This is a genomic window from Streptomyces sp. NPDC041814, from assembly GCF_055590565.1.
Window position 1 is genome coordinate 104,280 of record NZ_JBVJAM010000006.1, and the last position, 21,906, is coordinate 126,185.

General features: G+C 67.6%; 17 protein-coding genes and 1 tRNA gene. 15 read left to right on the forward strand and 3 right to left on the reverse strand.

Going from position 1 to position 21,906, the window contains the following annotated elements:
• The first annotated feature begins 28 nt into the window (after nt 1-28).
• A complete protein-coding gene (locus ACZ6C6_RS17115; protein ID WP_469203530.1) occupies nt 29-1,084 on the forward strand; it encodes a UDP-N-acetylmuramate dehydrogenase in 1,056 nt (351 codons plus the stop codon).
• Between the two features lie 31 nt (nt 1,085-1,115).
• On the opposite strand, the gene ACZ6C6_RS17120 is transcribed toward ACZ6C6_RS17115, so the two are convergent.
• A complete protein-coding gene (locus ACZ6C6_RS17120) occupies nt 1,116-1,751 on the reverse strand; it encodes an NAD(P)-dependent oxidoreductase (RefSeq protein WP_469203531.1) in 636 nt (211 codons plus the stop codon).
• Nucleotides 1,752-1,838: 87 nt separating this feature from the next.
• Between ACZ6C6_RS17120 and ACZ6C6_RS17125 the strand changes: the two genes are divergently transcribed.
• Nucleotides 1,839-2,438: a TetR/AcrR family transcriptional regulator gene (locus ACZ6C6_RS17125; RefSeq protein WP_469203533.1), complete on the forward strand. Its 600-nt coding sequence runs from the start codon at nt 1,839-1,841 to the stop codon at nt 2,436-2,438.
• Nucleotides 2,439-2,441: 3 nt separating this feature from the next.
• Here the strand turns inward: ACZ6C6_RS17125 and ACZ6C6_RS17130 are convergent, their stop codons facing one another.
• Both ACZ6C6_RS17130 and ACZ6C6_RS17135 read right to left on the reverse strand, forming a co-directional pair.
• A complete protein-coding gene (locus ACZ6C6_RS17130; RefSeq protein ID WP_469203535.1) occupies nt 2,442-3,464 on the reverse strand; it encodes an adenosine deaminase in 1,023 nt (340 codons plus the stop codon).
• A gap of 124 nt (nt 3,465-3,588) precedes the next feature.
• A complete protein-coding gene (locus ACZ6C6_RS17135) occupies nt 3,589-4,815 on the reverse strand; it encodes a pyridoxal phosphate-dependent aminotransferase (RefSeq protein ID WP_469203537.1) in 1,227 nt (408 codons plus the stop codon).
• A 225-nt stretch (nt 4,816-5,040) separates the two neighbouring features.
• Between ACZ6C6_RS17135 and ACZ6C6_RS17140 the strand changes: the two genes are divergently transcribed.
• The 13 genes from ACZ6C6_RS17140 (at nt 5,041) to fusA (ending at nt 21,763) form a co-directional block, all read left to right on the forward strand.
• A tRNA-Trp gene (locus ACZ6C6_RS17140) sits at nt 5,041-5,113 on the forward strand.
• 106 nt (nt 5,114-5,219) lie between these two features.
• Entirely contained in the window at nt 5,220-5,507 is a 288-nt protein-coding gene (gene secE / locus ACZ6C6_RS17145) for a preprotein translocase subunit SecE (protein WP_361023506.1), read from the forward strand.
• 71 nt (nt 5,508-5,578) lie between these two features.
• Nucleotides 5,579-6,412, forward strand: a complete 834-nt coding sequence (gene nusG, locus ACZ6C6_RS17150) for a transcription termination/antitermination protein NusG (RefSeq protein WP_469203539.1) — start codon at nt 5,579-5,581, stop codon at nt 6,410-6,412.
• 175 nt (nt 6,413-6,587) lie between these two features.
• Nucleotides 6,588-7,022 carry a 50S ribosomal protein L11 gene (rplK, locus tag ACZ6C6_RS17155; RefSeq protein WP_018101261.1) on the forward strand — a complete coding sequence of 145 codons (435 nt, stop codon included), beginning with the start codon at nt 6,588-6,590 and terminating at the stop codon, nt 7,020-7,022.
• Between the two features lie 80 nt (nt 7,023-7,102).
• The gene (gene rplA, locus ACZ6C6_RS17160) at nt 7,103-7,825 is read left to right on the forward strand and encodes a 50S ribosomal protein L1 (RefSeq protein WP_469203541.1); all 723 of its coding nucleotides are present in this window, start codon (nt 7,103-7,105) and stop codon (nt 7,823-7,825) included.
• A gap of 158 nt (nt 7,826-7,983) precedes the next feature.
• Nucleotides 7,984-8,910, forward strand: a complete 927-nt coding sequence (locus ACZ6C6_RS17165; RefSeq protein ID WP_469203543.1) for an SCO4651 family lipoprotein — start codon at nt 7,984-7,986, stop codon at nt 8,908-8,910.
• Nucleotides 8,911-9,204: 294 nt separating this feature from the next.
• Nucleotides 9,205-9,762, forward strand: coding sequence for a 50S ribosomal protein L10 (gene rplJ / locus ACZ6C6_RS17170; protein WP_018101258.1), 558 nt, complete (start codon nt 9,205-9,207; stop codon nt 9,760-9,762).
• Nucleotides 9,763-9,846: 84 nt separating this feature from the next.
• Entirely contained in the window at nt 9,847-10,230 is a 384-nt protein-coding gene (rplL, locus tag ACZ6C6_RS17175) for a 50S ribosomal protein L7/L12 (protein WP_164640338.1), read from the forward strand.
• Between the two features lie 561 nt (nt 10,231-10,791).
• Nucleotides 10,792-14,277: a DNA-directed RNA polymerase subunit beta gene (gene rpoB / locus ACZ6C6_RS17180; RefSeq protein ID WP_425816255.1), complete on the forward strand. Its 3,486-nt coding sequence runs from the start codon at nt 10,792-10,794 to the stop codon at nt 14,275-14,277.
• 129 nt (nt 14,278-14,406) lie between these two features.
• Nucleotides 14,407-18,306: a DNA-directed RNA polymerase subunit beta' gene (locus ACZ6C6_RS17185; RefSeq protein WP_073964459.1), complete on the forward strand. Its 3,900-nt coding sequence runs from the start codon at nt 14,407-14,409 to the stop codon at nt 18,304-18,306.
• Between the two features lie 444 nt (nt 18,307-18,750).
• Nucleotides 18,751-19,122: a 30S ribosomal protein S12 gene (gene rpsL, locus ACZ6C6_RS17190; protein WP_003948652.1), complete on the forward strand. Its 372-nt coding sequence runs from the start codon at nt 18,751-18,753 to the stop codon at nt 19,120-19,122.
• Nucleotides 19,123-19,124: 2 nt separating this feature from the next.
• The gene (gene rpsG / locus ACZ6C6_RS17195; RefSeq protein ID WP_073964452.1) at nt 19,125-19,595 is read left to right on the forward strand and encodes a 30S ribosomal protein S7; all 471 of its coding nucleotides are present in this window, start codon (nt 19,125-19,127) and stop codon (nt 19,593-19,595) included.
• Between the two features lie 38 nt (nt 19,596-19,633).
• Nucleotides 19,634-21,763 (forward strand): elongation factor G, encoded by a 2,130-nt coding sequence (gene fusA / locus ACZ6C6_RS17200; RefSeq protein WP_164398913.1) that lies wholly within the window; start codon nt 19,634-19,636, stop codon nt 21,761-21,763.
• The last annotated feature ends 143 nt before the right edge of the window (nt 21,764-21,906 follow it).

A 21,906-nucleotide genomic window follows, 5' to 3' on the forward strand; every position in this document is an offset into this window, starting at 1 on the left:
GGCGGGCCGCGGACCGTACCCTTGTCCCGTGCAGGAACTCCACGACGCGCCCCTCGCCCCCCTGACCACCTTCCGGCTCGGCGGCCCCGCCACCCGGCTCCTCACGGCCACCGCGGACACCGAGGTGATCGACGCCGTGCGCGAGGCCGACGACAGCGGCACCCCGCTCCTGATCATCGGCGGCGGCAGCAACCTGGTCATCGGCGACAAGGGCTTCGAGGGCACCGCCCTGCGGATCGCCACCAAGGGCTTCGTCCTGGACGGCGGCTCCCTGGAACTGGCCGCGGGCGAGGTCTGGACCGACGCCGTCACCCGCACCGTGGAGGCCGGCCTCGCGGGCCTCGAATGCCTGGCGGGCATCCCCGGCTCGGCGGGTGCGACGCCGATCCAGAACGTCGGGGCGTACGGACAGGAGGTCTCCGCCACCATCACGGAGGTCGTCGCCTACGACCGGCGCACCCGGGAAACGGTCGTCCTGCCCAACTCCGAGTGCGCGTTCTCCTACCGGCACAGCCGCTTCAAGGCCGAACCCGACCGGTACGTGGTGCTGCGCGTCCGCTTCGGCCTGGAGGAGGCCGACGGGCTCTCGGCGCCCCTGAAGTACCCGGAGACCGCGCGGGCCATGGGCGTCCGGGAGGGTGACCGCGTTCCCGCCGCCGAGGCCCGCGCAACGGTGCTCCGGCTGCGCGCCGGCAAGGGCATGGTCCTCGACCCCGAGGACCACGACACCTGGTCGGCCGGGTCCTTCTTCACCAACCCGATCCTGGAACAGGCCGAGTTCGACGCGTTCCTGGCCCGGGTCGCCGACCGGCTCGGCCCCGAGGTGACGCCCCCCGCCTTCCCCGCCGGTGAGGGGCGCACCAAGACCTCCGCCGCCTGGCTCATCGACCGGGCCGGGTTCACCAAGGGCTACGGCACCGGACCCGCCCGCATCTCGACCAAGCACACGCTCGCCCTCACCAACCGGGGCGAGGCGACCACGGAGGACCTGCTCGCCCTGGCCCGCGAGGTCGTGGCCGGGGTGCACGCGGCCTTCGGCGTCACCCTGGTCAACGAACCGGTGACGGTGGGCGTCAGCCTGTAGGGCCCCCGGCCCCGGCCCCGCCCCCGGGGCTTCAGTACGCCACGCCCACGCCCTGCTTCACCGCCGCCGGGTCGCCGGTCAGCGCCAGCATCGCGTGGGCCACGTCGGCCCGGGAGATGGACCGGCCGCTGCGCGGGTTGCCGCCGACGACCGTGCGGTACGTGCCCGTCAGGGGCCCGTTCGTCAGCTTGGGCGGCCGCACCGACGTCCAGTCCGTGGCCGAGGCCGCCAGTGCCGCCTCCATCGCGGTGAGGTCCGCGTACACCTCCTTGAGGATCGCGCCGATCATCGAGAGCATCATCCGGTCGAGCAGCGGCTCGCCGGAGGGCGTGGGGGCGACCGGGGCGGCGCTGACCACCAGCAGCCGCCGGGTGCCCTCCGCCTCCATGGCCGTCAGCACGGCACGGGTCAGCCGCTCGGCGATCCCGTCGGCCTTCCGGCCCCTGGACCCGAGGCCGGAGAGGACCGCGTCCCGGCCCGCCACCGCCTCCCGCAGTGCCTCCGGATCGTCCACCCGGGCAGCCGTGTGCACCGTGATCTTTGAGAGCGGGACCGCGAGCCGGGCGGGATCGCGGACCACCGCCGTCACCTCGTGCCCCGCCGCCACCGCCTGGCGGACGATCTCCTGTCCGATACCGCCGGTCGCACCAAAAACCGTGAGCTTCATGGCACACCCCTTCGAGGTGGGTAAGTGTTCACTCACCTCTAGAGTGGGTGGGTAACCACTCACCAGTCAAGCCTTATCGGAGTGCTCATGGAGCAGAAACCGGCCCGCGTCCGCCTCGTCGACGCCGCCCACCAGCTCATGCTCACCAAGGGCCTGGCGCGGACCACCACCAAGGAGATCGCCAAGGCCGCAGGCTGCTCGGAGGCCGCGCTCTACAAGAACTTCCTCAGCAAGGAGGAGCTGTTCGTGGTGGTCCTCCAGGAACGGCTGCCCAAGGTCGACCTGCGCGAACTCATCGCCGACCCGGGCGCGGGGGAGCGGTCGGTCGAGGAGAACCTCACCGAGATCGCCCGCCAGGCCACCCTGTTCTACGAGCAGAGCTTCCCGATCGCCGCCTCCCTGTACGCCGAACCGAGGCTCAAGGAGCGCCACGACGCGGCCATGCGCGAGCTCGGCACCGGCCCCCACCTGCCCATCCGAGGCGTCGACACGTATCTGCGGGCCGAACAGACCGCCGGCCGCGTCCGGCCCGACGCCGACACCTACGCAGCCGCCTCACTGCTCCTCGGAGCCTGCGCCCAGCGCGCGTTCGCCTACGACGCGACGGCCACCGGCGAGCCGCCCCAGCCGCTGGACGACTTCGCGGCGTCCCTGGCCCGCACCCTGCTCACCGGCCTCGCCGGCTGACACTCAGCCCACCGGCCCCGCCAGCCACGCGTCGACCCCCGCCAGCAGCTCGGCCCGCACCGGCTCCGGCGCCGTCGAGCCGCGCACCGACTGGCGCGCCAGCTCGGCCAGCTCCTCGTCGGTGAACGCGTGGTGGCGGCGCACCAGGTCGTACTGCGCGGCCAGCCGGGAGCCGAAGAGCAGGGGGTCGTCCGCGCCCAGGGCCATCGGCACCCCCGCCTCGAACAGAGTGCGCAGGGGGACATCGGCGGGCTTCTCGTAGACGCCGAGCGCCACATTGGACGCGGGGCACACCTCGCAGGTCACCCCCGACTCCGCGAGCCGTCGCAGCAGCCGGGGGTCCTCGGCGGCGCGTACCCCGTGCCCCACCCGGGCCGCGTCGAGGTCGTCCAGGCAGTCCCGGACGCTGGACGGGCCCGACAGCTCGCCGCCGTGCGGAGCGGCCAGCAGCCCGCCCTCCCGGGCGATGGCGAACGCCCGGTCGAAGTCACGGGCCATCCCGCGCCGTTCGTCGTTGGAGAGGCCGAAGCCGACGACACCCCGGTCCGCGTACCGCACGGCGAGCCGCGCGAGGGTCCGCGCGTCCAGTGGGTGCTTCATCCGGTTCGCCGCGATGACCACCCGGATCGGCAGCCCGGTCTCGCGCGAGGCGGCGTCCACCGCGTCCAGGATGATCTCGATCGCCGGAATCAGTCCGCCGAGCAGGGGCGCGTACGAGGTGGGGTCGACCTGGATCTCCAGCCAGCGGGAGCCGTCCGCCACGTCCTCCTGGGCCGCCTCGCGCACCAGGCGCTGGATGTCCTCGGGGGCCCGCAGGCAGGACCGGGCGATGTCGTACAGCCGCTGGAAACGGAACCAGCCCCGCTCGTCCGTGGCGCGCAGCTTGGGCGGCTCGCCGCCGGTCAGGGCCTCGGGCAGCCGCACCCCGTACTTGTCGGCGAGCTCCAGCAGCGTCGTGGGCCGCATCGACCCGGTGAAGTGCAGGTGCAGGTGGGCCTTGGGCAGCAGCCGTACATCACGTTCCATTGCAAGATCCTGCCGCACGGAGGGGGCGGCGCGGTAGCCGCTTTCCCCATCGAGTGCCCCCTCGAACGCGAAAGCGACCCCCGATTCCGGCATCGGGGGCCGCTTTTACGGGAAGGGGCGACGCTTACGCCTTCGCCTCGCCCAGCAGCTTCTGGAGCCGCGAGACGCCCTCCACCAGGTCGTCGTCGCCCAGCGCGTACGACAGGCGCAGGTAGCCCGGCGTGCCGAACGCCTCGCCCGGGACGACCGCCACCTCGGCCTCGTCCAGGATCAGCGCGGCCAGCTCCACCGAGGTCTCCGGGCGCTTGCCGCGGATCTCCTTGCCGAGGAGCTCCTTGACCGACGGGTACGCGTAGAACGCGCCCTCGGGCTCCGGGCAGAACACGCCGTCGATGTCGTTGAGCATCCGCACGATGGTGCGGCGGCGCCGGTCGAAGGCGGAGCGCATCTCGGCGACCGCGTCCAGGTCCCCGGAGACGGCGGCCAGTGCGGCGGCCTGCGAGACGTTGGCGACGTTGGACGTGGCGTGCGACTGGAGGTTGGTCGCGGCCTTCACGACGTCCTTGGGGCCGATGATCCACCCGACGCGCCAGCCGGTCATCGCGTACGTCTTGGCGACGCCGTTGACCACGATGCACTTGTCGCGCAGCTCCGGCACGACCGCCGGCATCGAGGTGAACTTCGCGTCCCCGTAGACCAGGTGCTCGTAGATCTCGTCGGTCATCACCCACAGGCCGTGCTCGACGGCCCAGCGGCCGATCGCCTCGGTGTCGGCCTCGCTGTAGACCGCGCCGGTCGGGTTCGACGGGGAGACGAACAGGACGACCTTCGTACGCTCGGTACGGGCCGCCTCCAGCTGCTCCACGGAGACCCGGTAACCGGTGGTCTCGTCGGCCACGACCTCCACCGGCACGCCGCCGGCCAGCCGGATCGACTCGGGGTAGGTGGTCCAGTACGGCGCCGGGACGATGACCTCGTCGCCCGGGTCGAGGATCGCGGCGAACGCCTCGTAGATCGCCTGCTTGCCGCCGTTGGTCACCAGGATCTGGGACGCGTCGACCTCGTAACCGGAGTCGCGCAGCGTCTTCTCCGCGATGGCGGCCTTGAGCTCGGGGAGCCCGCCCGCCGGGGTGTAGCGGTGGTACTTCGGGGTGCGGCACGCCTCCACGGCGGCGTCCACGATGTAGCCGGGGGTCGGGAAGTCGGGCTCACCGGCACCGAAGCCGATCACCGGGCGGCCGGCGGCCTTGAGGGCCTTGGCCTTGGCGTCGACGGCGAGGGTGGCGGACTCGGAGATGGCACCGATGCGGGCGGATACCCGGCTCTCGGACGGAGAAGTAGCAGCGCTCATGACCCCCATGCTCGCAGACCGTTTTCCGCGTCGGCACGGGGGTTTCAGGGACCGGACAGCACTCGGACAGCATGCGGACACGAAGCGACCAGGAGCGATCAGCAGCTTTCCGTTCGACGCCGGGCCGCTGAGCACGTACACTCTCCTGTCGTTGGCCTTCACCAGCCGCACCGTTCCTGCACTCGGCTCAGCCGGGGACATGCGGTAGGTTGGTGGAATCCACAAAGGGTCGTAGCTCAATTGGTAGAGCACTGGTCTCCAAAACCAGCGGTTGGGGGTTCAAGTCCCTCCGGCCCTGCTACACACTCCTTCGCCAGGATGTGTGCGCATGTACGTACTTCAATGCACCGCCGTGCGGCTCCACCGGGCGCGGCACGGCCACGACCCGGAATCAGGTGAGAAGCGTGACGGACGCCGTGGGCTCCATCGACAAGCCTGATGCCGAGGACGAGGCCCCCGAGTCGAAGAAGAAGACTCGGAAGGGCGGCAAGCGCGGCAAGAAGGGCCCGCTGGGCCGTCTCGCGCTCTTCTACCGCCAGATCGTCGCGGAGCTCCGCAAGGTCGTCTGGCCGACGCGCAACCAGCTGACGACGTACACCACTGTGGTGATTGCGTTCGTCGTCGTCATGATCGGCCTCGTAACCGTGATTGACTTCGGTTTCGCGCGGGTCGTCAAGTACGTCTTCGGCTGATCCACGCGAAGGGCGCCTGATGGGCGCCCCTTTCGCATGTTCCACCCATATGTATCCAGGAAGAAGCCACCGTGTCTGACCCGAACCTGAACGACGCCGTCGAGCCGACGGCGGGCGCCTTCGAGTCCGCCGAGGACGAGCTCGACATCGTCGAGGCGGCGGACGCCGAGGAGTCGGACCAGGCCGAGGCCGCCGACGCCGACGAGGCGTCCGAGGACACCGCCGAGGAGCCCGCGGAGGAGACCGCGGACGCGGCCGACGAGGAGGAGGCCGAGCCGGCCGAGCCCGTCGACCCCGTCACGGCCCTGCGCGAGGAACTCCGCGGGCTGCCGGGCGAGTGGTACGTCATCCACACGTACGCCGGTTACGAGAAGCGTGTGAAGGCCAACCTGGAGCAGCGCGCCGTCTCGCTGAACGTGGAGGAGTTCATCTATCAGGCCGAGGTGCCTGAGGAGGAAATCGTCCAGATCAAGAACGGCGAGCGCAAGAACGTCCGTCAGAACAAGCTCCCGGGTTACGTCCTGGTGCGCATGGACCTGACGAACGAGTCCTGGGGCGTCGTCCGCAACACCCCCGGTGTCACCGGCTTCGTGGGCAACGCCTACGACCCGTACCCGCTGACGCTGGACGAGATCGTCAAGATGCTCGCTCCGGAGGCCGAGGAGAAGGCCGCCCGCGAGGCCGCCGAGGCCGAGGGCAAGCCGGCTCCGGCCCGCAAGGTCGAGGTCCAGGTGCTGGACTTCGAGGTCGGCGACTCGGTCACCGTCACCGACGGCCCGTTCGCGACGCTGCAGGCGACGATCAACGAGATCAACGCCGACTCGAAGAAGGTCAAGGGCCTGGTCGAGATCTTCGGTCGCGAGACCCCGGTCGAGCTGAGCTTCGACCAGATCCAGAAGAACTGAGCTTTCCGCCCGCTTCTGGACACATGCCTACCGAGCAGGTCAGACAGGCTCTCGCAGCCGGTCTGACCTGCTTGGTTTTTGGTCGCACGGCTATACCCGTTATCGTTGTGCGGTATGCCTGCATCCGGATGACCGGATGACGGCGAAAACTCTCACTAGGACCCGGAGAGAGCACATGCCTCCCAAGAAGAAGAAGGTCACGGGGCTTATCAAGCTCCAGATCAACGCCGGTGCGGCCAACCCGGCCCCGCCGGTCGGCCCCGCACTGGGTCAGCACGGCGTCAACATCATGGAGTTCTGCAAGGCCTACAACGCCGCGACCGAGTCGCAGCGTGGCATGGTCGTGCCGGTGGAGATCACGGTCTACGAGGACCGCTCCTTCACCTTCATCACCAAGACTCCGCCGGCCGCCAAGCTGATCCTCAAGGCCGCGGGTGTGGAGAAGGGCTCCGGCGAGCCGCACAAGACCAAGGTCGCCAAGCTGACGGCTGCCCAGGTCCGCGAGATCGCCACGACGAAGCTCCCCGACCTGAACGCCAACGACCTCGACGCCGCGTCGAAGATCATCGCTGGCACCGCCCGTTCCATGGGCATCACGGTCGAAGGCTGATTCAGCCCCACGCCCTCAGTGGTAGGACCGGCGCTGGTCCGCACCACGACTCCACACTCTGAAAACCATCAGGAGTAGAAGTGAAGCGCAGCAAGAACCTCCGCGCTGCGGACGCCAAGATCGACCGGGAGCGCCTGTACGCCCCGCTTGAGGCCGTCCGTCTCGCCAAGGAGACCGCCACCACGAAGTTCGACGGCACCGTCGAGGTCGCCTTCCGCCTGGGTGTTGACCCGCGCAAGGCCGACCAGATGGTCCGCGGCACCGTGAACCTCCCGCACGGCACCGGCAAGACCGCCCGGGTCCTGGTCTTCGCGACCGGTGACCGTGCTGCGGCCGCGGAAGCCGCCGGCGCCGACATCGTCGGCTCCGACGAGCTCATTGACGAGGTGGCGAAGGGCCGTCTGGACTTCGACGCCGTCGTCGCGACCCCGGACCTCATGGGCAAGGTCGGCCGCCTCGGCCGCGTGCTCGGTCCGCGTGGTCTGATGCCGAACCCGAAGACCGGTACGGTCACCCCCGATGTCGCGAAGGCTGTCAACGACATCAAGGGCGGCAAGATCGAGTTCCGCGTCGACAAGCACTCCAACCTGCACTTCATCATCGGCAAGGTGTCCTTCGACGACACCAAGCTGGTGGAGAACTACGCAGCGGCGCTGGAGGAGGTCCTCCGCCTGAAGCCGTCCGCGGCGAAGGGCCGCTACATCAAGAAGGCCGCCCTGGCGACCACGATGGGCCCCGGCATCCCGCTGGACTCCAACCGCACCCGTAACCTCCTCGTGGAGGAGGACCCGGCCGCCGTCTGAGCCTCCGCGCTCGTACGACCGCCGCGTCACGTGTGACATGGGACGGGCCCCGCAACCTTTCGAGGTGCGGGGCTCGTCCTCATTCGTACGTGGACATGACTGTCGGACCCCTGCGTTAGCGTGGGTGACCGAGAGTCGGACGAGGGGTGGAATCTCAGATGGTGACCAATACCGTACGGCGCGTGGGTCTGTCGGTCGCTGTGGCGGCGGCGCTGACCTCGGTCGCGGCCTGTGGGGGATCGGACGACGGGGGTACGAGCAAGGGCTCGGGCAAGACGGAGAGCCGCGGCGGCTCCGTGGTGAAGGTCGACCCGATAGCCGCGCTGGTCGCCGTACAGAAGAAGACCGGCCAGGCGCACTCGGCGCGGGTCGAGGGCGACACCACCATGGGCAGCGCGATGTCCATGAAGCAGACGGGTGTCATGGACTGGTCCGACGGGATCACCGGCACCATGAAGATCACGTACACGGCCGGCACCATGGCCGACACGCTGAAGCAGGCCGGTGGCAGCGGCACGATGGAGGCCCGTTACTTCAAGGACGGGTACGCGGCCGACATGGGCGAGGTCCTGGCCCAGCAGACCGGCGGCAAGCGCTGGATCAGCTACAGCTACGACGACCTCGCCAAGATGGCCGGAGCCTCGGGCGAGGTGATGAAGGACCAGATGCAGAACAGCACCCCCGAGCAGGGGGTGAAGTCGCTGCTGGCCTCCGGTGACGTCAAGAAGGTCGGCCAGGAGGACGTGCGCGGTGTCAGCGCCACGCACTACTCGGGCACGGTCGACGTCGCCGATCTGACCGCCAAGAGCAGCAACCTCGACGCCGACGAGGTGGCGGCCCTCAAGAAGCAGCTGGCGGACGCCGGGATCACCACGGAGACCATCGACATCTGGGTCGACAAGAACGACCTGCTGGTGAAGAAGACCGAGCGCGGCGAGATGAAGACCGGCGAGCTGAACTCCACGGTGTTCTACAGCGACTACGGCACGAAGGTGTCGGTCGAGCGCCCGCCGGCCGCCGAGACGATCGACTTCGCCGAGATGCTGAAGCGGCAGCAGGGAGGCACCGCGGGAGCGGCTTCCTAGCCCGGTTCCGGGGAGTTAAAACCTCCCGGGACCACCCGAAGCGGGACGGATTTGTATTGCGCGACCTGAGTCGCGTACTCTCCTTTAGAAGCCAAAGACCGCTGGTCGTTGTTCTGAATCCCTCCGGGGTTCGGGCAACCGAAGGCTCCGTTGATGCGGACGACCTGCGCAGGTGACTGTGGAGAGCTCCCGGACTTCGTTCCGGTCGAGCTACGCCCTGGCGCCTGCGCCGGGGCGTTTCGTCTTTCCGGTCCCTTTCGAGCGGTCCTCATCACCCGGAAGGAGGCCGACGCTATGGCTAGGCCCGACAAGGCTGCTGCGGTAGCCGAGCTCGCGGACCAGTTCCGCAGCTCGAACGCCGCCGTGCTGACCGAGTACCGGGGTCTCACCGTGGCTCAGCTCAAGCAGCTGCGCCGCTCGCTCGGTGAGAACGCCCAGTACGCCGTGGTGAAGAACACGCTGACCAAGATTGCGGCCAACGAGGCCGGGATCGACACGCTGGACGACCTGTTCGCAGGTCCGACGGCGGTTGCCTTCGTCACCGGTGACCCGGTGGAGTCGGCGAAGGGTCTTCGTGACTTCGCCAAGGACAACCCGAACCTGATCATCAAGGGCGGTGTCCTTGACGGCAAGGCGCTGTCCGCCGATGACATCAAGCAGCTCGCGGACCTCGAGTCCCGCGAGGTTCTGCTCGCCAAGCTGGCCGGTGCCATGAAGGGCAAGCAGACTCAGGCTGCGCAGCTCTTCCAGGCGCTGCCGTCGAAGTTCGTCCGCACCGCGGAAGCGCTTCGCGTCAAGCTGGAGGAGCAGGGCGGTGCCGGTACGCCGGCTCCCGCCGAGGCCGCCGAGTAATCACGCTCAGCGGTCCAGCGGGCACCGTGTACGCCCGCCGACACATACATCCGGCACCTGCCGAATAGTGGAAGGACGCCTGTCATGGCGAAGCTGTCCCAGGAAGACCTGCTCGCTCAGTTCGAGGAGCTCACCCTCATCGAGCTCGCCGAGTTCGTGAAGGCCTTCGAGGAGAAGTTCGACGTCACCGCCGCCGCGGCCGTCGCCGTCGCGGGCCCGGGCCAGGCCGGCCCGGCCGCCCCGGTCGAGGACGAGAAGGACGAGTTCGACGTCATTCTCACCGCCGCCGGTGACAAGAAGATCCAGGTCATCAAGGTCGTGCGCGAGCTGACCTCCCTCGGCCTGAAGGAGGCCAAGGACCTCGTCGACGGCGCCCCGAAGCCCGTCCTCGAGAAGGTCGCGAAGGACGCCGCGGACAAGGCTGCCGAGTCCCTCAAGGGCGCCGGCGCCTCCGTCGAGGTCAAGTGACCCGAGGAGTCCTCTGACTCCTCAGGACCACCGTGCCGCGAGGCGCGGAGTCACATCGCGAAAGGCGATCACCCGTCCGGGTGGTCGCCTTTCGGCGTACCGGAGGCGGGTGCCTTGCCCTTCCCGCGTTGACGAGTATGGTGATCTTCGCCGTGCGCCTCTCGCGGGTCCGAGGGCGGCCGGGGCCGAGGGGGCCCTTGACGAACCGCACGCGGCGCGCAATTCTCAAGGCGCGTCGCCGAATCGATCCGAATCCGAGGCATGGATCGGTGGCGAAGCGGGCAGTAAAGAAGGGCGCACCCCGCGCAGGGCTGGACATAGGTGTTGAGAAGAGCTGTTGAGAGCAACGTGGGTCTCTGAAAACCCCGACTGGACATCAGTGTGGCACTTGGCTACACTGACCCTTTGCGCTGCCTGTTAGCTGCCTCCTGCCCGTCACCAGGGGCATACCCATCTTGAGCATCGTGGACCGATCATCCCTGACCTGGGATTTTCTGCCCTCATGTCCAGTTTGGGACCGGTACGCGCGTAGTGAGTCCGAGCCCTCGGAAGGACCCCCTCTTGGCCGCCTCGCGCAACGCCTCGACCGCGAATACGAACAACGGCGCCAGCACCGCCCCGCTGCGCATCTCTTTTGCAAAGATCAAGGAGCCCCTCGAGGTTCCGAACCTCCTCGCGCTGCAGACCGAGAGCTTTGACTGGCTCCTCGGGAACGCCGCCTGGAAGGCTCGCGTCGAGGCTGCTCTGGACAGTGGACAAGACGTCCCCACCAAGTCCGGCCTGGAGGAGATCTTCGAGGAGATCTCCCCGATCGAGGACTTCTCCGGGTCGATGTCGCTCACGTTCCGCGACCACCGCTTCGAGCCCCCGAAGAACTCGATCGACGAGTGCAAGGAGCGCGACTTCACGTACGCCGCCCCGCTCTTCGTCACGGCCGAGTTCACCAACAACGAGACCGGCGAGATCAAGTCCCAGACGGTCTTCATGGGCGACTTCCCGCTCATGACCAACAAGGGCACCTTCGTCATCAACGGCACCGAGCGTGTCGTGGTGTCGCAGCTGGTCCGCTCGCCGGGTGTCTACTTCGACTCCTCGATCGACAAGACGTCCGACAAGGACATCTTCTCCGCCAAGATCATCCCCTCCCGGGGTGCCTGGCTGGAGATGGAGATCGACAAGCGCGACATGGTCGGTGTCCGCATCGACCGCAAGCGCAAGCAGTCGGTCACCGTCCTCCTGAAGGCGCTCGGCTGGAGCACCGAGCAGATCCTTGAGGAGTTCGGCGAGTACGAGTCCATGCGCGCCACCCTGGAGAAGGACCACACCCAGGGCCAGGACGACGCGCTGCTCGACATCTACCGCAAGCTCCGCCCGGGCGAGCCGCCCACCCGCGAGGCCGCTCAGACGCTGCTCGAGAACCTCTACTTCAACCCGAAGCGCTACGACCTCGCGAAGGTCGGCCGCTACAAGGTGAACAAGAAGCTCGGCGCCGACGAGCCGCTGGACGCCGGCGTGCTCACCACCGACGACGTCATCGCGACCATCAAGTACCTGGTCAAGCTGCACGCCGGTGAGACCGAGACGGTCGGCGAGTCCGGTCGTACGATCGTTGTCGAGACCGACGACATCGACCACTTCGGCAACCGCCGCCTGCGCAACGTCGGCGAGCTCATCCAGAACCAGGTCCGTACGGGTCTCGCCCGTATGGAGCGTGTCGTGCGCGAGCGCATGACCACTCAGGACGTCGAGGCGATCACGCCGCAGACCCTGATCAACATCCGGCCGGTCGTCGCCTCCATCAAGGAGTTCTTCGGCACCAGCCAGCTGTCGCAGTTCATGGACCAGAACAACCCGCTGTCGGGTCTCACCCACAAGCGCCGTCTGTCGGCTCTTGGCCCGGGTGGTCTCTCCCGTGAGCGGGCCGGCTTCGAGGTCCGAGACGTGCACCCGTCCCACTACGGACGCATGTGCCCGATCGAGACCCCCGAAGGCCCGAACATCGGTCTGATCGGTTCGCTCGCCTCGTACGGCCGCGTCAACGCGTTCGGCTTCATCGAGACGCCGTACCGCAAGGTGGTCGACGGCCAGGTCACCGACGAGGTCGACTACGTCACCGCCGACGAGGAAGACCGTTTCGTCATCGCCCAGGCGAACGCGACGCTCTCCGACGACCTGCGCTTCACCGAGCCCCGCGTCCTGGTCCGCCGCCGTGGCGGCGAGGTCGACTACGTCCCCGGTGACGAGGTCGACTACATGGACGTCTCGCCGCGCCAGATGGTGTCCGTCGCGACCGCGATGATCCCCTTCCTGGAGCACGACGACGCCAACCGTGCCCTCATGGGCGCGAACATGATGCGCCAGGCCGTTCCGCTCATCAAGAGCGAGGCGCCGCTCGTCGGCACCGGCATGGAGTACCGCTGCGCCACCGACGCCGGTGACGTGCTGAAGGCCGAGAAGGACGGTGTGGTCCAGGAGGTCTCCGCGGACTACATCACCGTCACGAACGACGACGGTACGTACACCACGTACCGCATCGCCAAGTTCATGCGCTCCAACCAGGGCACCTCGGTCAACCAGAAGGTCGTCGTCTCCGAGGGCGACCGCGTCATCGAGGGCCAGGTCCTCGCCGACGGGCCGGCCACCGAGTTCGGTGAGATGGCGCTCGGCAAGAACCTGCTCGTGGCGTTCATGCCGTGGGAGGGTCACAACTACGAGGACGCGATCATCCTGTCGCAGCGCCTCGTGCAGGACGACGTCCTCTCCTCGATCCACATCGAGGAGCACGAGGTCGACGCCCGTGACACCAAGCTCGGCCCCGAGGAGATCACCCGGGACATCCCGAACGTCTCCGAGGAGGTCCTCGCCGACCTGGACGAGCGCGGCATCATCCGTATCGGTGCCGAGGTCGTCGCCGGCGACATCCTCGTCGGCAAGGTCACGCCCAAGGGTGAGACCGAGCTGACCCCCGAGGAGCGCCTGCTCCGCGCGATCTTCGGTGAGAAGGCGCGCGAGGTCCGCGACACCTCGCTGAAGGTGCCGCACGGTGAGATCGGCAAGGTCATCGGCGTCCGCGTCTTCGACCGCGAAGAGGGCGACGAGCTGCCGCCGGGCGTGAACCAGCTGGTCCGCGTCTACGTCGCGCAGAAGCGCAAGATCACCGACGGTGACAAGCTCGCCGGCCGTCACGGCAACAAGGGCGTCATCTCGAAGATCCTGCCGATCGAGGACATGCCGTTCCTGGAGGACGGCACCCCGGTCGACATCATCCTCAACCCGCTGGGTGTCCCGTCCCGAATGAACCCGGGACAGGTCCTGGAGATCCACCTCGGCTGGCTCGCCAGCCGCGGCTGGGACGTCTCCGGCCTCGGTGACGAGTGGGCCAAGCGCCTGCAGGCCATCGGCGCCGACCAGGTCGCCCCCGGCACCAACGTCGCCACGCCCGTCTTCGACGGTGCGCGCGAGGACGAGATCTCCGGTCTCTTCGAGGCCACGATCCCGAACCGCGACGGCATGCGTCTGGTGCAGCCCTCCGGCAAGGCCAAGCTGTTCGACGGCCGCTCCGGCGAGCCGTTCCCGGACCCGGTCTCGGTCGGCTACATGTACATCCTCAAGCTGCACCACCTGGTCGACGACAAGCTCCACGCCCGCTCGACCGGCCCGTACTCCATGATCACGCAGCAGCCGCTGGGTGGTAAGGCGCAGTTCGGTGGGCAGCGATTCGGCGAGATGGAGGTGTGGGCCCTTGAGGCTTACGGCGCCGCTTACGCCCTCCAGGAACTGCTGACGATCAAGTCCGACGACGTCACCGGCCGCGTGAAGGTCTACGAGGCGATCGTCAAGGGCGAGAACATCCCCGAGCCGGGCATTCCCGAGTCCTTCAAGGTGCTCATCAAGGAAATGCAGTCGCTCTGCCTCAACGTGGAGGTGCTGTCCTCGGACGGCATGTCCATCGAGATGCGCGACACGGACGAGGACGTCTTCCGCGCGGCGGAGGAGCTCGGTATCGACCTGTCCCGGCGCGAGCCGAGCAGCGTCGAAGAGGTCTGACGGGTTGGCCGGCCGGATCCCCGTGATCCGGCCGGCTCTCCCCGGACCCGTTCAGACCATTGCTGAAGTGCCCCGATTTACTCGCGTGAGCGAGGGGGCTCGAACCCCCGAAAGAGGGATTGACGACAAGTGCTCGACGTCAACTTCTTCGACGAGCTGCGGATCGGCCTTGCCACCGCGGACGACATCCGGACCTGGTCCCACGGCGAGGTCAAGAAGCCGGAGACCATCAACTACCGCACCCTCAAGCCCGAAAAGGACGGACTCTTCTGCGAGAAGATCTTCGGTCCGACCCGGGACTGGGAGTGCTACTGCGGCAAGTACAAGCGTGTCCGCTTCAAGGGCATCATCTGTGAGCGCTGTGGCGTCGAGGTCACGCGCGCCAAGGTGCGCCGTGAGCGCATGGGCCACATCGAGCTTGCCGCTCCCGTCACCCACATCTGGTACTTCAAGGGCGTCCCGTCGCGCCTGGGCTACCTGCTGGACCTCGCGCCGAAGGACCTTGAGAAGGTCATCTACTTCGCCGCGTACATGATCACGTTCGTGGACGAGGAGCGCCGCACCCGCGACCTCCCCTCCCTGGAGGCCCACGTCTCCGTCGAGCGCCAGCAGATCGAGAACCGCCGCGACTCCGACCTGGAGAACCGCGCCAAGAAGCTCGAGTCCGACCTGGCCGAGCTGGAGGCCGAGGGCGCCAAGGCCGACGTGCGCCGCAAGGTGCGCGAAGGTGCCGAGCGCGAGATGAAGCAGCTGCGCGACCGTGCGCAGCGCGAGATCGACCGCCTCGACGAGGTGTGGAGCCGCTTCAAGAACCTCAAGGTCCAGGACCTGGAGGGCGACGAGCTGCTCTACCGCGAGCTGCGTGACCGCTTCGGCACGTACTTCGACGGCTGCATGGGCGCCGCCGCGCTGCAGAAGCGCCTGGAGTCCTTCGACCTGGACGAGGAGGCCGAGCGCCTCCGCGAGATCATCCGTACCGGCAAGGGCCAGAAGAAGACCCGTGCGCTCAAGCGCCTCAAGGTCGTCTCCGCGTTCCTGCAGACCAGCAACAAGCCCAAGGGCATGGTGCTCGACTGCGTGCCGGTCATCCCGCCGGACCTGCGTCCGATGGTGCAGCTGGACGGTGGCCGCTTCGCGACCTCCGACCTGAACGACCTGTACCGCCGCGTGATCAACCGCAACAACCGCCTGAAGCGGCTTCTCGACCTCGGCGCGCCCGAGATCATCGTGAACAACGAGAAGCGCATGCTCCAGGAGGCCGTGGACGCGCTCTTCGACAACGGTCGTCGCGGCCGTCCGGTCACCGGACCGGGCAACCGCCCGCTGAAGTCCCTCAGCGACATGCTGAAGGGCAAGCAGGGTCGTTTCCGTCAGAACCTGCTCGGTAAGCGCGTGGACTACTCCGCGCGTTCCGTGATCGTCGTCGGCCCGCAGCTCAAGCTGCACCAGTGCGGTCTGCCGAAGGCGATGGCGCTGGAGCTCTTCAAGCCGTTCGTGATGAAGCGCCTGGTCGACCTGAACCACGCGCAGAACATCAAGTCGGCCAAGCGCATGGTCGAGCGCGGCCGCACCGTGGTGTACGACGTCCTCGAAGAGGTCATCGCCGAGCACCCGGTGCTGCTGAACCGTGCGCCCACGCTGCACCGCCTCGGCATCCAGGCCTTCGAGCCGCAGCTGGTCGAGGGCAAGGCCATCCAGATCCACCCGCTCGTCTGCACCGCGTTCAACGCGGACTTCGACGGTGACCAGATGGCCGTGCACCTGCCGCTCTCCGCGGAGGCGCAGGCCGAGGCCCGCATCCTGATGCTGTCCTCGAACAACATCCTCAAGCCGGCCGACGGCCGCCCGGTCACGATGCCGACCCAGGACATGGTGCTGGGTCTGTTCTTCCTGACCACCGACGGCGACCTCCGTGACACCAAGGGCGAGGGCCGCGCGTTCGGCTCCACGGCCGAGGCGATCATGGCGTTCGACGCCGGCGAGCTGGCGCTCCAGTCGTCCGTCGACATCCGCTTCCCGGTGGGCACCATCCCGCCGCGTGGCTGGGTGCCGCCGGTCGCCGAGGAGGGCGAGCCCGAGTACCAGCCGGGTGACACCTTCCGGCTGCGGACGAGCCTGGGCCGCGCGCTCTTCAACGAGCTGCTGCCCGAGGACTACCCGTTCGTGGACTACTCGGTCGGCAAGAAGCAGCTCTCCGAGATCGTCAACGACCTCGCCGAGCGCTACCCCAAGGTCATCGTGGCGGCGACGCTCGACAACCTGAAGGCGGCCGGTTTCCACTGGGCGACCCGTTCGGGCGTCACCGTGGCCATCTCCGACGTCGTCGTGCCCGAGGCCAAGAAGGCCATCGTCAAGGGCTACGAGGAGCAGGACGAGAAGGTCCAGAAGCAGTACGAGCGCGGTCTGATCACCAAGGACGAGCGCACGCAGGAGCTCATCGCGATCTGGACCAAGGCGACCAACGAGGTTGCCGAGGCCATGAACGAGAACTTCCCCAAGACGAACCCCATCTTCATGATGGTTGACTCGGGTGCCCGAGGAAACATGATGCAGATGCGTCAGATCGCCGGTATGCGTGGTCTGGTGTCCAACGCCAAGAACGAGACGATCCCGCGTCCCATCAAGGCGTCCTTCCGTGAGGGCCTCACCGTTCTGGAGTACTTCATCTCCACGCACGGTGCCCGTAAGGGTCTGGCGGACACCGCCCTGCGTACCGCCGACTCGGGTTACCTGACCCGTCGTCTGGTGGACGTCTCGCAGGACGTGATCATTCGCGAGGAGGACTGCGGCACCGACCGCGGCCTCAAGCTGAAGATCGCCGTCAAGGGTGCCGACGGTGTCCTCCGCAAGACGGACGACGTCGAGACCTCGGTCTACGCCCGCATGCTCGCCGAGGACGTCGTGGTGGACGGCAAGGTCATCGCGCCTGCCAACGTCGACCTCGGTGACGTCCTGATCGACGCCCTGGTGGGCGCCGGCGTCGAGGAGGTCAAGACCCGCTCGGTCCTGACCTGCGAGTCCGCGGTCGGCACCTGTGCCTTCTGCTACGGGCGCTCGCTCGCCACCGGCAAGCTGGTCGACATCGGTGAGGCGGTCGGCATCATCGCCGCCCAGTCCATCGGTGAGCCCGGCACCCAGCTGACGATGCGTACCTTCCACACCGGTGGTGTGGCCGGTGACGACATCACCCAGGGTCTGCCGCGTGTCGTCGAGCTCTTCGAGGCGCGTACGCCCAAGGGTGTCGCCCCGATCTCCGAGTCCGCGGGCCGTGTCCGCATCGAGGAGACCGAGAAGACCAAGAAGATCGTCGTCACCCCGGACGACGGCAGCGACGAGATCGCCTTCCCGATCTCGAAGCGCGCCCGTCTCCTGGTGGGCGAGGGCGACCACGTCGAGGTGGGCCAGAAGCTCACCGTGGGTGCCACCAACCCGCACGACGTGCTGCGCATCCTCGGCCAGCGCGCGGTCCAGGTCCACCTGGTCGGCGAGGTCCAGAAGGTCTACAACTCGCAGGGCGTGTCGATCCACGACAAGCACATCGAGATCATCATCCGGCAGATGCTCCGCCGCGTGACGATCATCGAGTCCGGTGACGCTGAGCTGCTGCCGGGCGAGCTCGTCGAGCGCTCGAAGTTCGAGACCGAGAACCGTCGCGTGGTCACCGAGGGCGGTCACCCCGCCTCCGGCCGTCCGCAGCTGATGGGTATCACCAAGGCGTCGCTGGCGACGGAGTCGTGGCTGTCCGCGGCCTCCTTCCAGGAGACGACCAGGGTCCTGACGGACGCGGCGATCAACGCCAAGTCCGACTCCCTGATCGGCCTCAAGGAGAACGTCATCATCGGTAAGCTCATCCCGGCCGGTACGGGTCTGTCCCGCTACCGCAACATCCGGGTCGAGCCCACCGAGGAGGCCAAGGCCGCGATGTACTCGGCCGTCGGCTACGACGACATCGACTACTCGCCGTTCGGCACGGGCTCCGGCCAGGCCGTGCCGCTGGAGGACTACGACTACGGTCCGTACAACCAGTAAGCGAGTCGCCTGATACGACCGGAGGGCGGTCACCCCGTACGCGGGGTGGCCGCCCTCCGGCGTGTGATACGTCACAGGGTGGGCTGCGGAAGTCGCGGCCTCCGGGGCCCGTCCGGGGCCGGCGAGGCCTCAGAGGCGCCCTCAGGGGGCCGTAGGGCATCCGTACGGGTCGGGACAAGCCGGGCGCGGGGGCCGGCCGTCCGGCCTGGACAGCATTTGTTTTGACCCAGGTCCGTGAGGTAGGTACGCTCAGACCTTGTGCCTGGGGTGTGCCTGGGTTCGTGTGCGTGTCCTCAACCGCATGGCGAGCCTGTCTTCGGCCACCGTGATCCGTGCTCCTCATGCCGTTCCGGTACGGGCTCGCAGGATTCGACACACCCGACCGCGTGGGTCGGCGACGTTCCAGGTTAGTTTCACCGACGGCACACAGAAACCGGAGAAGTAGTGCCTACGATCCAGCAGCTGGTCCGGAAGGGCCGGCAGGACAAGGTCGAGAAGAACAAGACGCCCGCACTCGAGGGTTCGCCCCAGCGCCGCGGCGTCTGCACGCGTGTGTTCACGACCACCCCGAAGAAGCCGAACTCCGCGCTCCGGAAGGTCGCGCGTGTGCGTCTGACCTCGGGCATCGAGGTCACGGCCTACATCCCGGGTGAGGGACACAACCTGCAGGAGCACTCCATCGTGCTCGTGCGTGGTGGCCGTGTGAAGGACCTGCCGGGTGTTCGTTACAAGATCATCCGCGGCTCGCTCGACACCCAGGGTGTCAAGAACCGCAAGCAGGCCCGCAGCCGCTACGGCGCCAAGAAGGAGAAGTAAGAATGCCTCGTAAGGGCCCCGCCCCGAAGCGCCCGGTCATCATCGACCCGGTCTACAACTCTCCTCTTGTCACGTCGCTGATCAACAAGATCCTGCTCGACGGCAAGCGTTCCACCGCCGAGCGGATCGTGTACGGCGCCATGGAGGGTCTTCGTGAGAAGACCGGCGCCGACCCGGTCATCACGCTGAAGCGCGCGCTGGAGAACGTCAAGCCCTCGCTTGAGGTCAAGTCCCGCCGTGTCGGTGGCGCCACCTACCAGGTGCCGATCGAGGTCAAGCCCGGTCGTGCCGCCACTCTGGCCCTCCGCTGGGTCGTGGGTTACTCCCGCGCCCGCCGCGAGAAGACGATGACCGAGCGGCTCATGAACGAGCTGCTCGACGCCTCGAACGGTCTTGGCGCTGCCGTCAAGAAGCGTGAGGACACCCACAAGATGGCCGAGTCCAACAAGGCCTTCGCGCACTACCGCTGGTAGTCGCTACCCCCATCGAGACCGAGAGAAGACTGAGCCTTATGGCCACCACTTCGCTTGACCTGGCCAAGGTCCGCAACATTGGGATCATGGCCCACATCGACGCGGGCAAGACGACCACCACTGAGCGGATCCTGTTCTACACCGGCGTTTCGTACAAGATCGGTGAGGTCCACGACGGCGCTGCCACGATGGACTGGATGGAGCAGGAGCAGGAGCGCGGCATCACCATCACGTCCGCCGCGACGACCTGCCACTGGCCGCTCAACGATGTTGACCACACCATCAACATCATCGACACCCCGGGTCACGTCGACTTCACCGTCGAGGTGGAGCGTTCGCTCCGCGTCCTCGACGGCGCCGTCACCGTGTTCGACGGTGTGGCCGGCGTCGAGCCGCAGTCCGAGACCGTTTGGCGTCAGGCGGACCGCTACGGCGTGCCGCGTATCTGCTTCGTCAACAAGCTCGACCGCACCGGTGCCGACTTCCTGCGCTGCGTCAACATGATCGTGGACCGCCTCGGCGCGACCCCGATCGTCATGCAGCTGCCGATCGGTGCCGAGGCGGACTTCACGGGCGTCGTCGACCTCGTGTCGATGAAGGCCTTCGTGTACCCCGAAGAGGCCGCCAAGGGCGAGATGTACAACGTCGTTGACATCCCGGCCGAGCTCCAGGAGCAGGCGGACGAGTGGCGCGGCAAGCTGCTTGAGGCCGTGGCCGAGAACGACGACGCCATGATGGAGCTGTACCTGGAGGGCACCGAGCCCACCCAGGAGCAGCTGCACGAGGCGATCCGTCGCATCACCCTGGCCTCCAAGGGCGGCGCCGACTCCGTCACCGTCACCCCGGTGTTCTGTGGCACCGCGTTCAAGAACAAGGGCGTCCAGCCCCTGCTCGACGCGGTCGTCCGCTACCTGCCTTCCCCCCTGGACGTCGAGGCCATCGAGGGCCACGACCCCAAGGACCCCGAGACCGTCGTGAAGCGCAAGCCCTCGGACGACGAGCCGCTGTCGGCTCTGGCGTTCAAGATCGCGAGCGACCCGCACCTCGGCAAGCTCACCTTCGTCCGGATCTACTCCGGTCGCCTGGACGCCGGCACCGCGGTGCTGAACTCCGTCAAGGGCAAGAAGGAGCGCATCGGCAAGATCTACCGCATGCACGCGAACAAGCGTGAGGAGATCGACTCGGTGGGCGCCGGCGACATCATCGCCGTCATGGGCCTGAAGCAGACCACCACCGGTGAGACGCTGTGCGACGACAAGAACCCGGTCATCCTGGAGTCCATGGACTTCCCGGCGCCGGTCATTCAGGTCGCCATCGAGCCCAAGTCCAAGGGTGACCAGGAGAAGCTGGGTGTCGCCATCCAGCGCCTCTCCGAGGAGGACCCGTCCTTCCAGGTGCACTCCGACGAGGAGACCGGCCAGACCATCATCGGTGGTATGGGCGAGCTTCACCTCGAGGTGCTCGTCGACCGCATGAAGCGCGAGTTCCGCGTCGAGGCGAACGTCGGCAAGCCCCAGGTCGCGTACCGCGAGACGATCCGCAAGGCCGTCGAGCGCATCGACTACACGCACAAGAAGCAGACTGGTGGTACCGGCCAGTTCGCGAAGGTGCAGATCGCCATCGAGCCCCTTGAGGGCGGCGACGCGTCGTACGAGTTCGTCAACAAGGTCACCGGTGGCCGCATCCCCCGTGAGTACATCCCCTCGGTGGACGCGGGTGCCCAGGAAGCCATGCAGTTCGGTGTCCTGGCCGGTTACGAGATGGTGGGCGTCCGCGTCACCCTGATCGACGGTGGTTACCACGAGGTCGACTCCTCGGAGCTCGCCTTCAAGATCGCCGGTTCGCAGGCGTTCAAGGAGGGTGCCCGCAAGGCGTCCCCCGTGCTCCTTGAGCCGATGATGGCCGTCGAGGTCACCACGCCCGAGGACTACATGGGCGATGTCATCGGCGACCTCAACTCCCGCCGTGGCCAGATCCAGGCCATGGAGGAGCGCAGCGGCGCTCGCGTCGTGAAGGGCCTCGTGCCCCTCTCGGAGATGTTCGGCTACGTCGGAGACCTCCGCAGCAAGACCTCGGGTCGCGCAAGCTACTCGATGCAGTTCGACTCCTACGCCGAGGTTCCGCGGAACGTCGCCGAGGAGATCATCGCGAAGGCCAAGGGCGAGTAACTCTCCCGAGCTCACGCTTTAGGCTTGTCACCGGAGCCCGTGGGGCATTCGTCGCGCAGTTCACACTTCGCGGAGAATGCCCCCGGGGGCCGGCATCCCAGCAAAGATCACCTGGCGCCGATGAAGCAAGGCGTACAGAACCA

Excerpts from the sequence above, each read along its gene's own strand:
- ACZ6C6_RS17120 (WP_469203531.1), bottom strand. The coding sequence starts at position 1,751 with ATGAAGCTCACGGTTTTTGGTGCGACCGGCGGTATCGGACAGGAGATC.
- ACZ6C6_RS17125 (WP_469203533.1), top strand. The coding sequence starts at position 1,839 with ATGGAGCAGAAACCGGCCCGCGTCCGCCTCGTCGACGCCGCCCACCAG.
- ACZ6C6_RS17130 (WP_469203535.1), bottom strand. The coding sequence starts at position 3,464 with ATGGAACGTGATGTACGGCTGCTGCCCAAGGCCCACCTGCACCTGCAC.
- ACZ6C6_RS17135 (WP_469203537.1), bottom strand. The coding sequence starts at position 4,815 with ATGAGCGCTGCTACTTCTCCGTCCGAGAGCCGGGTATCCGCCCGCATC.
- rplK (WP_018101261.1), top strand. The coding sequence starts at position 6,588 with ATGCCTCCCAAGAAGAAGAAGGTCACGGGGCTTATCAAGCTCCAGATC.
- ACZ6C6_RS17165 (WP_469203543.1), top strand. The coding sequence starts at position 7,984 with ATGGTGACCAATACCGTACGGCGCGTGGGTCTGTCGGTCGCTGTGGCG.
- rplJ (WP_018101258.1), top strand. The coding sequence starts at position 9,205 with ATGGCTAGGCCCGACAAGGCTGCTGCGGTAGCCGAGCTCGCGGACCAG.
- rplL (WP_164640338.1), top strand. The coding sequence starts at position 9,847 with ATGGCGAAGCTGTCCCAGGAAGACCTGCTCGCTCAGTTCGAGGAGCTC.
- rpsG (WP_073964452.1), top strand. The coding sequence starts at position 19,125 with ATGCCTCGTAAGGGCCCCGCCCCGAAGCGCCCGGTCATCATCGACCCG.
- fusA (WP_164398913.1), top strand. The coding sequence starts at position 19,634 with ATGGCCACCACTTCGCTTGACCTGGCCAAGGTCCGCAACATTGGGATC.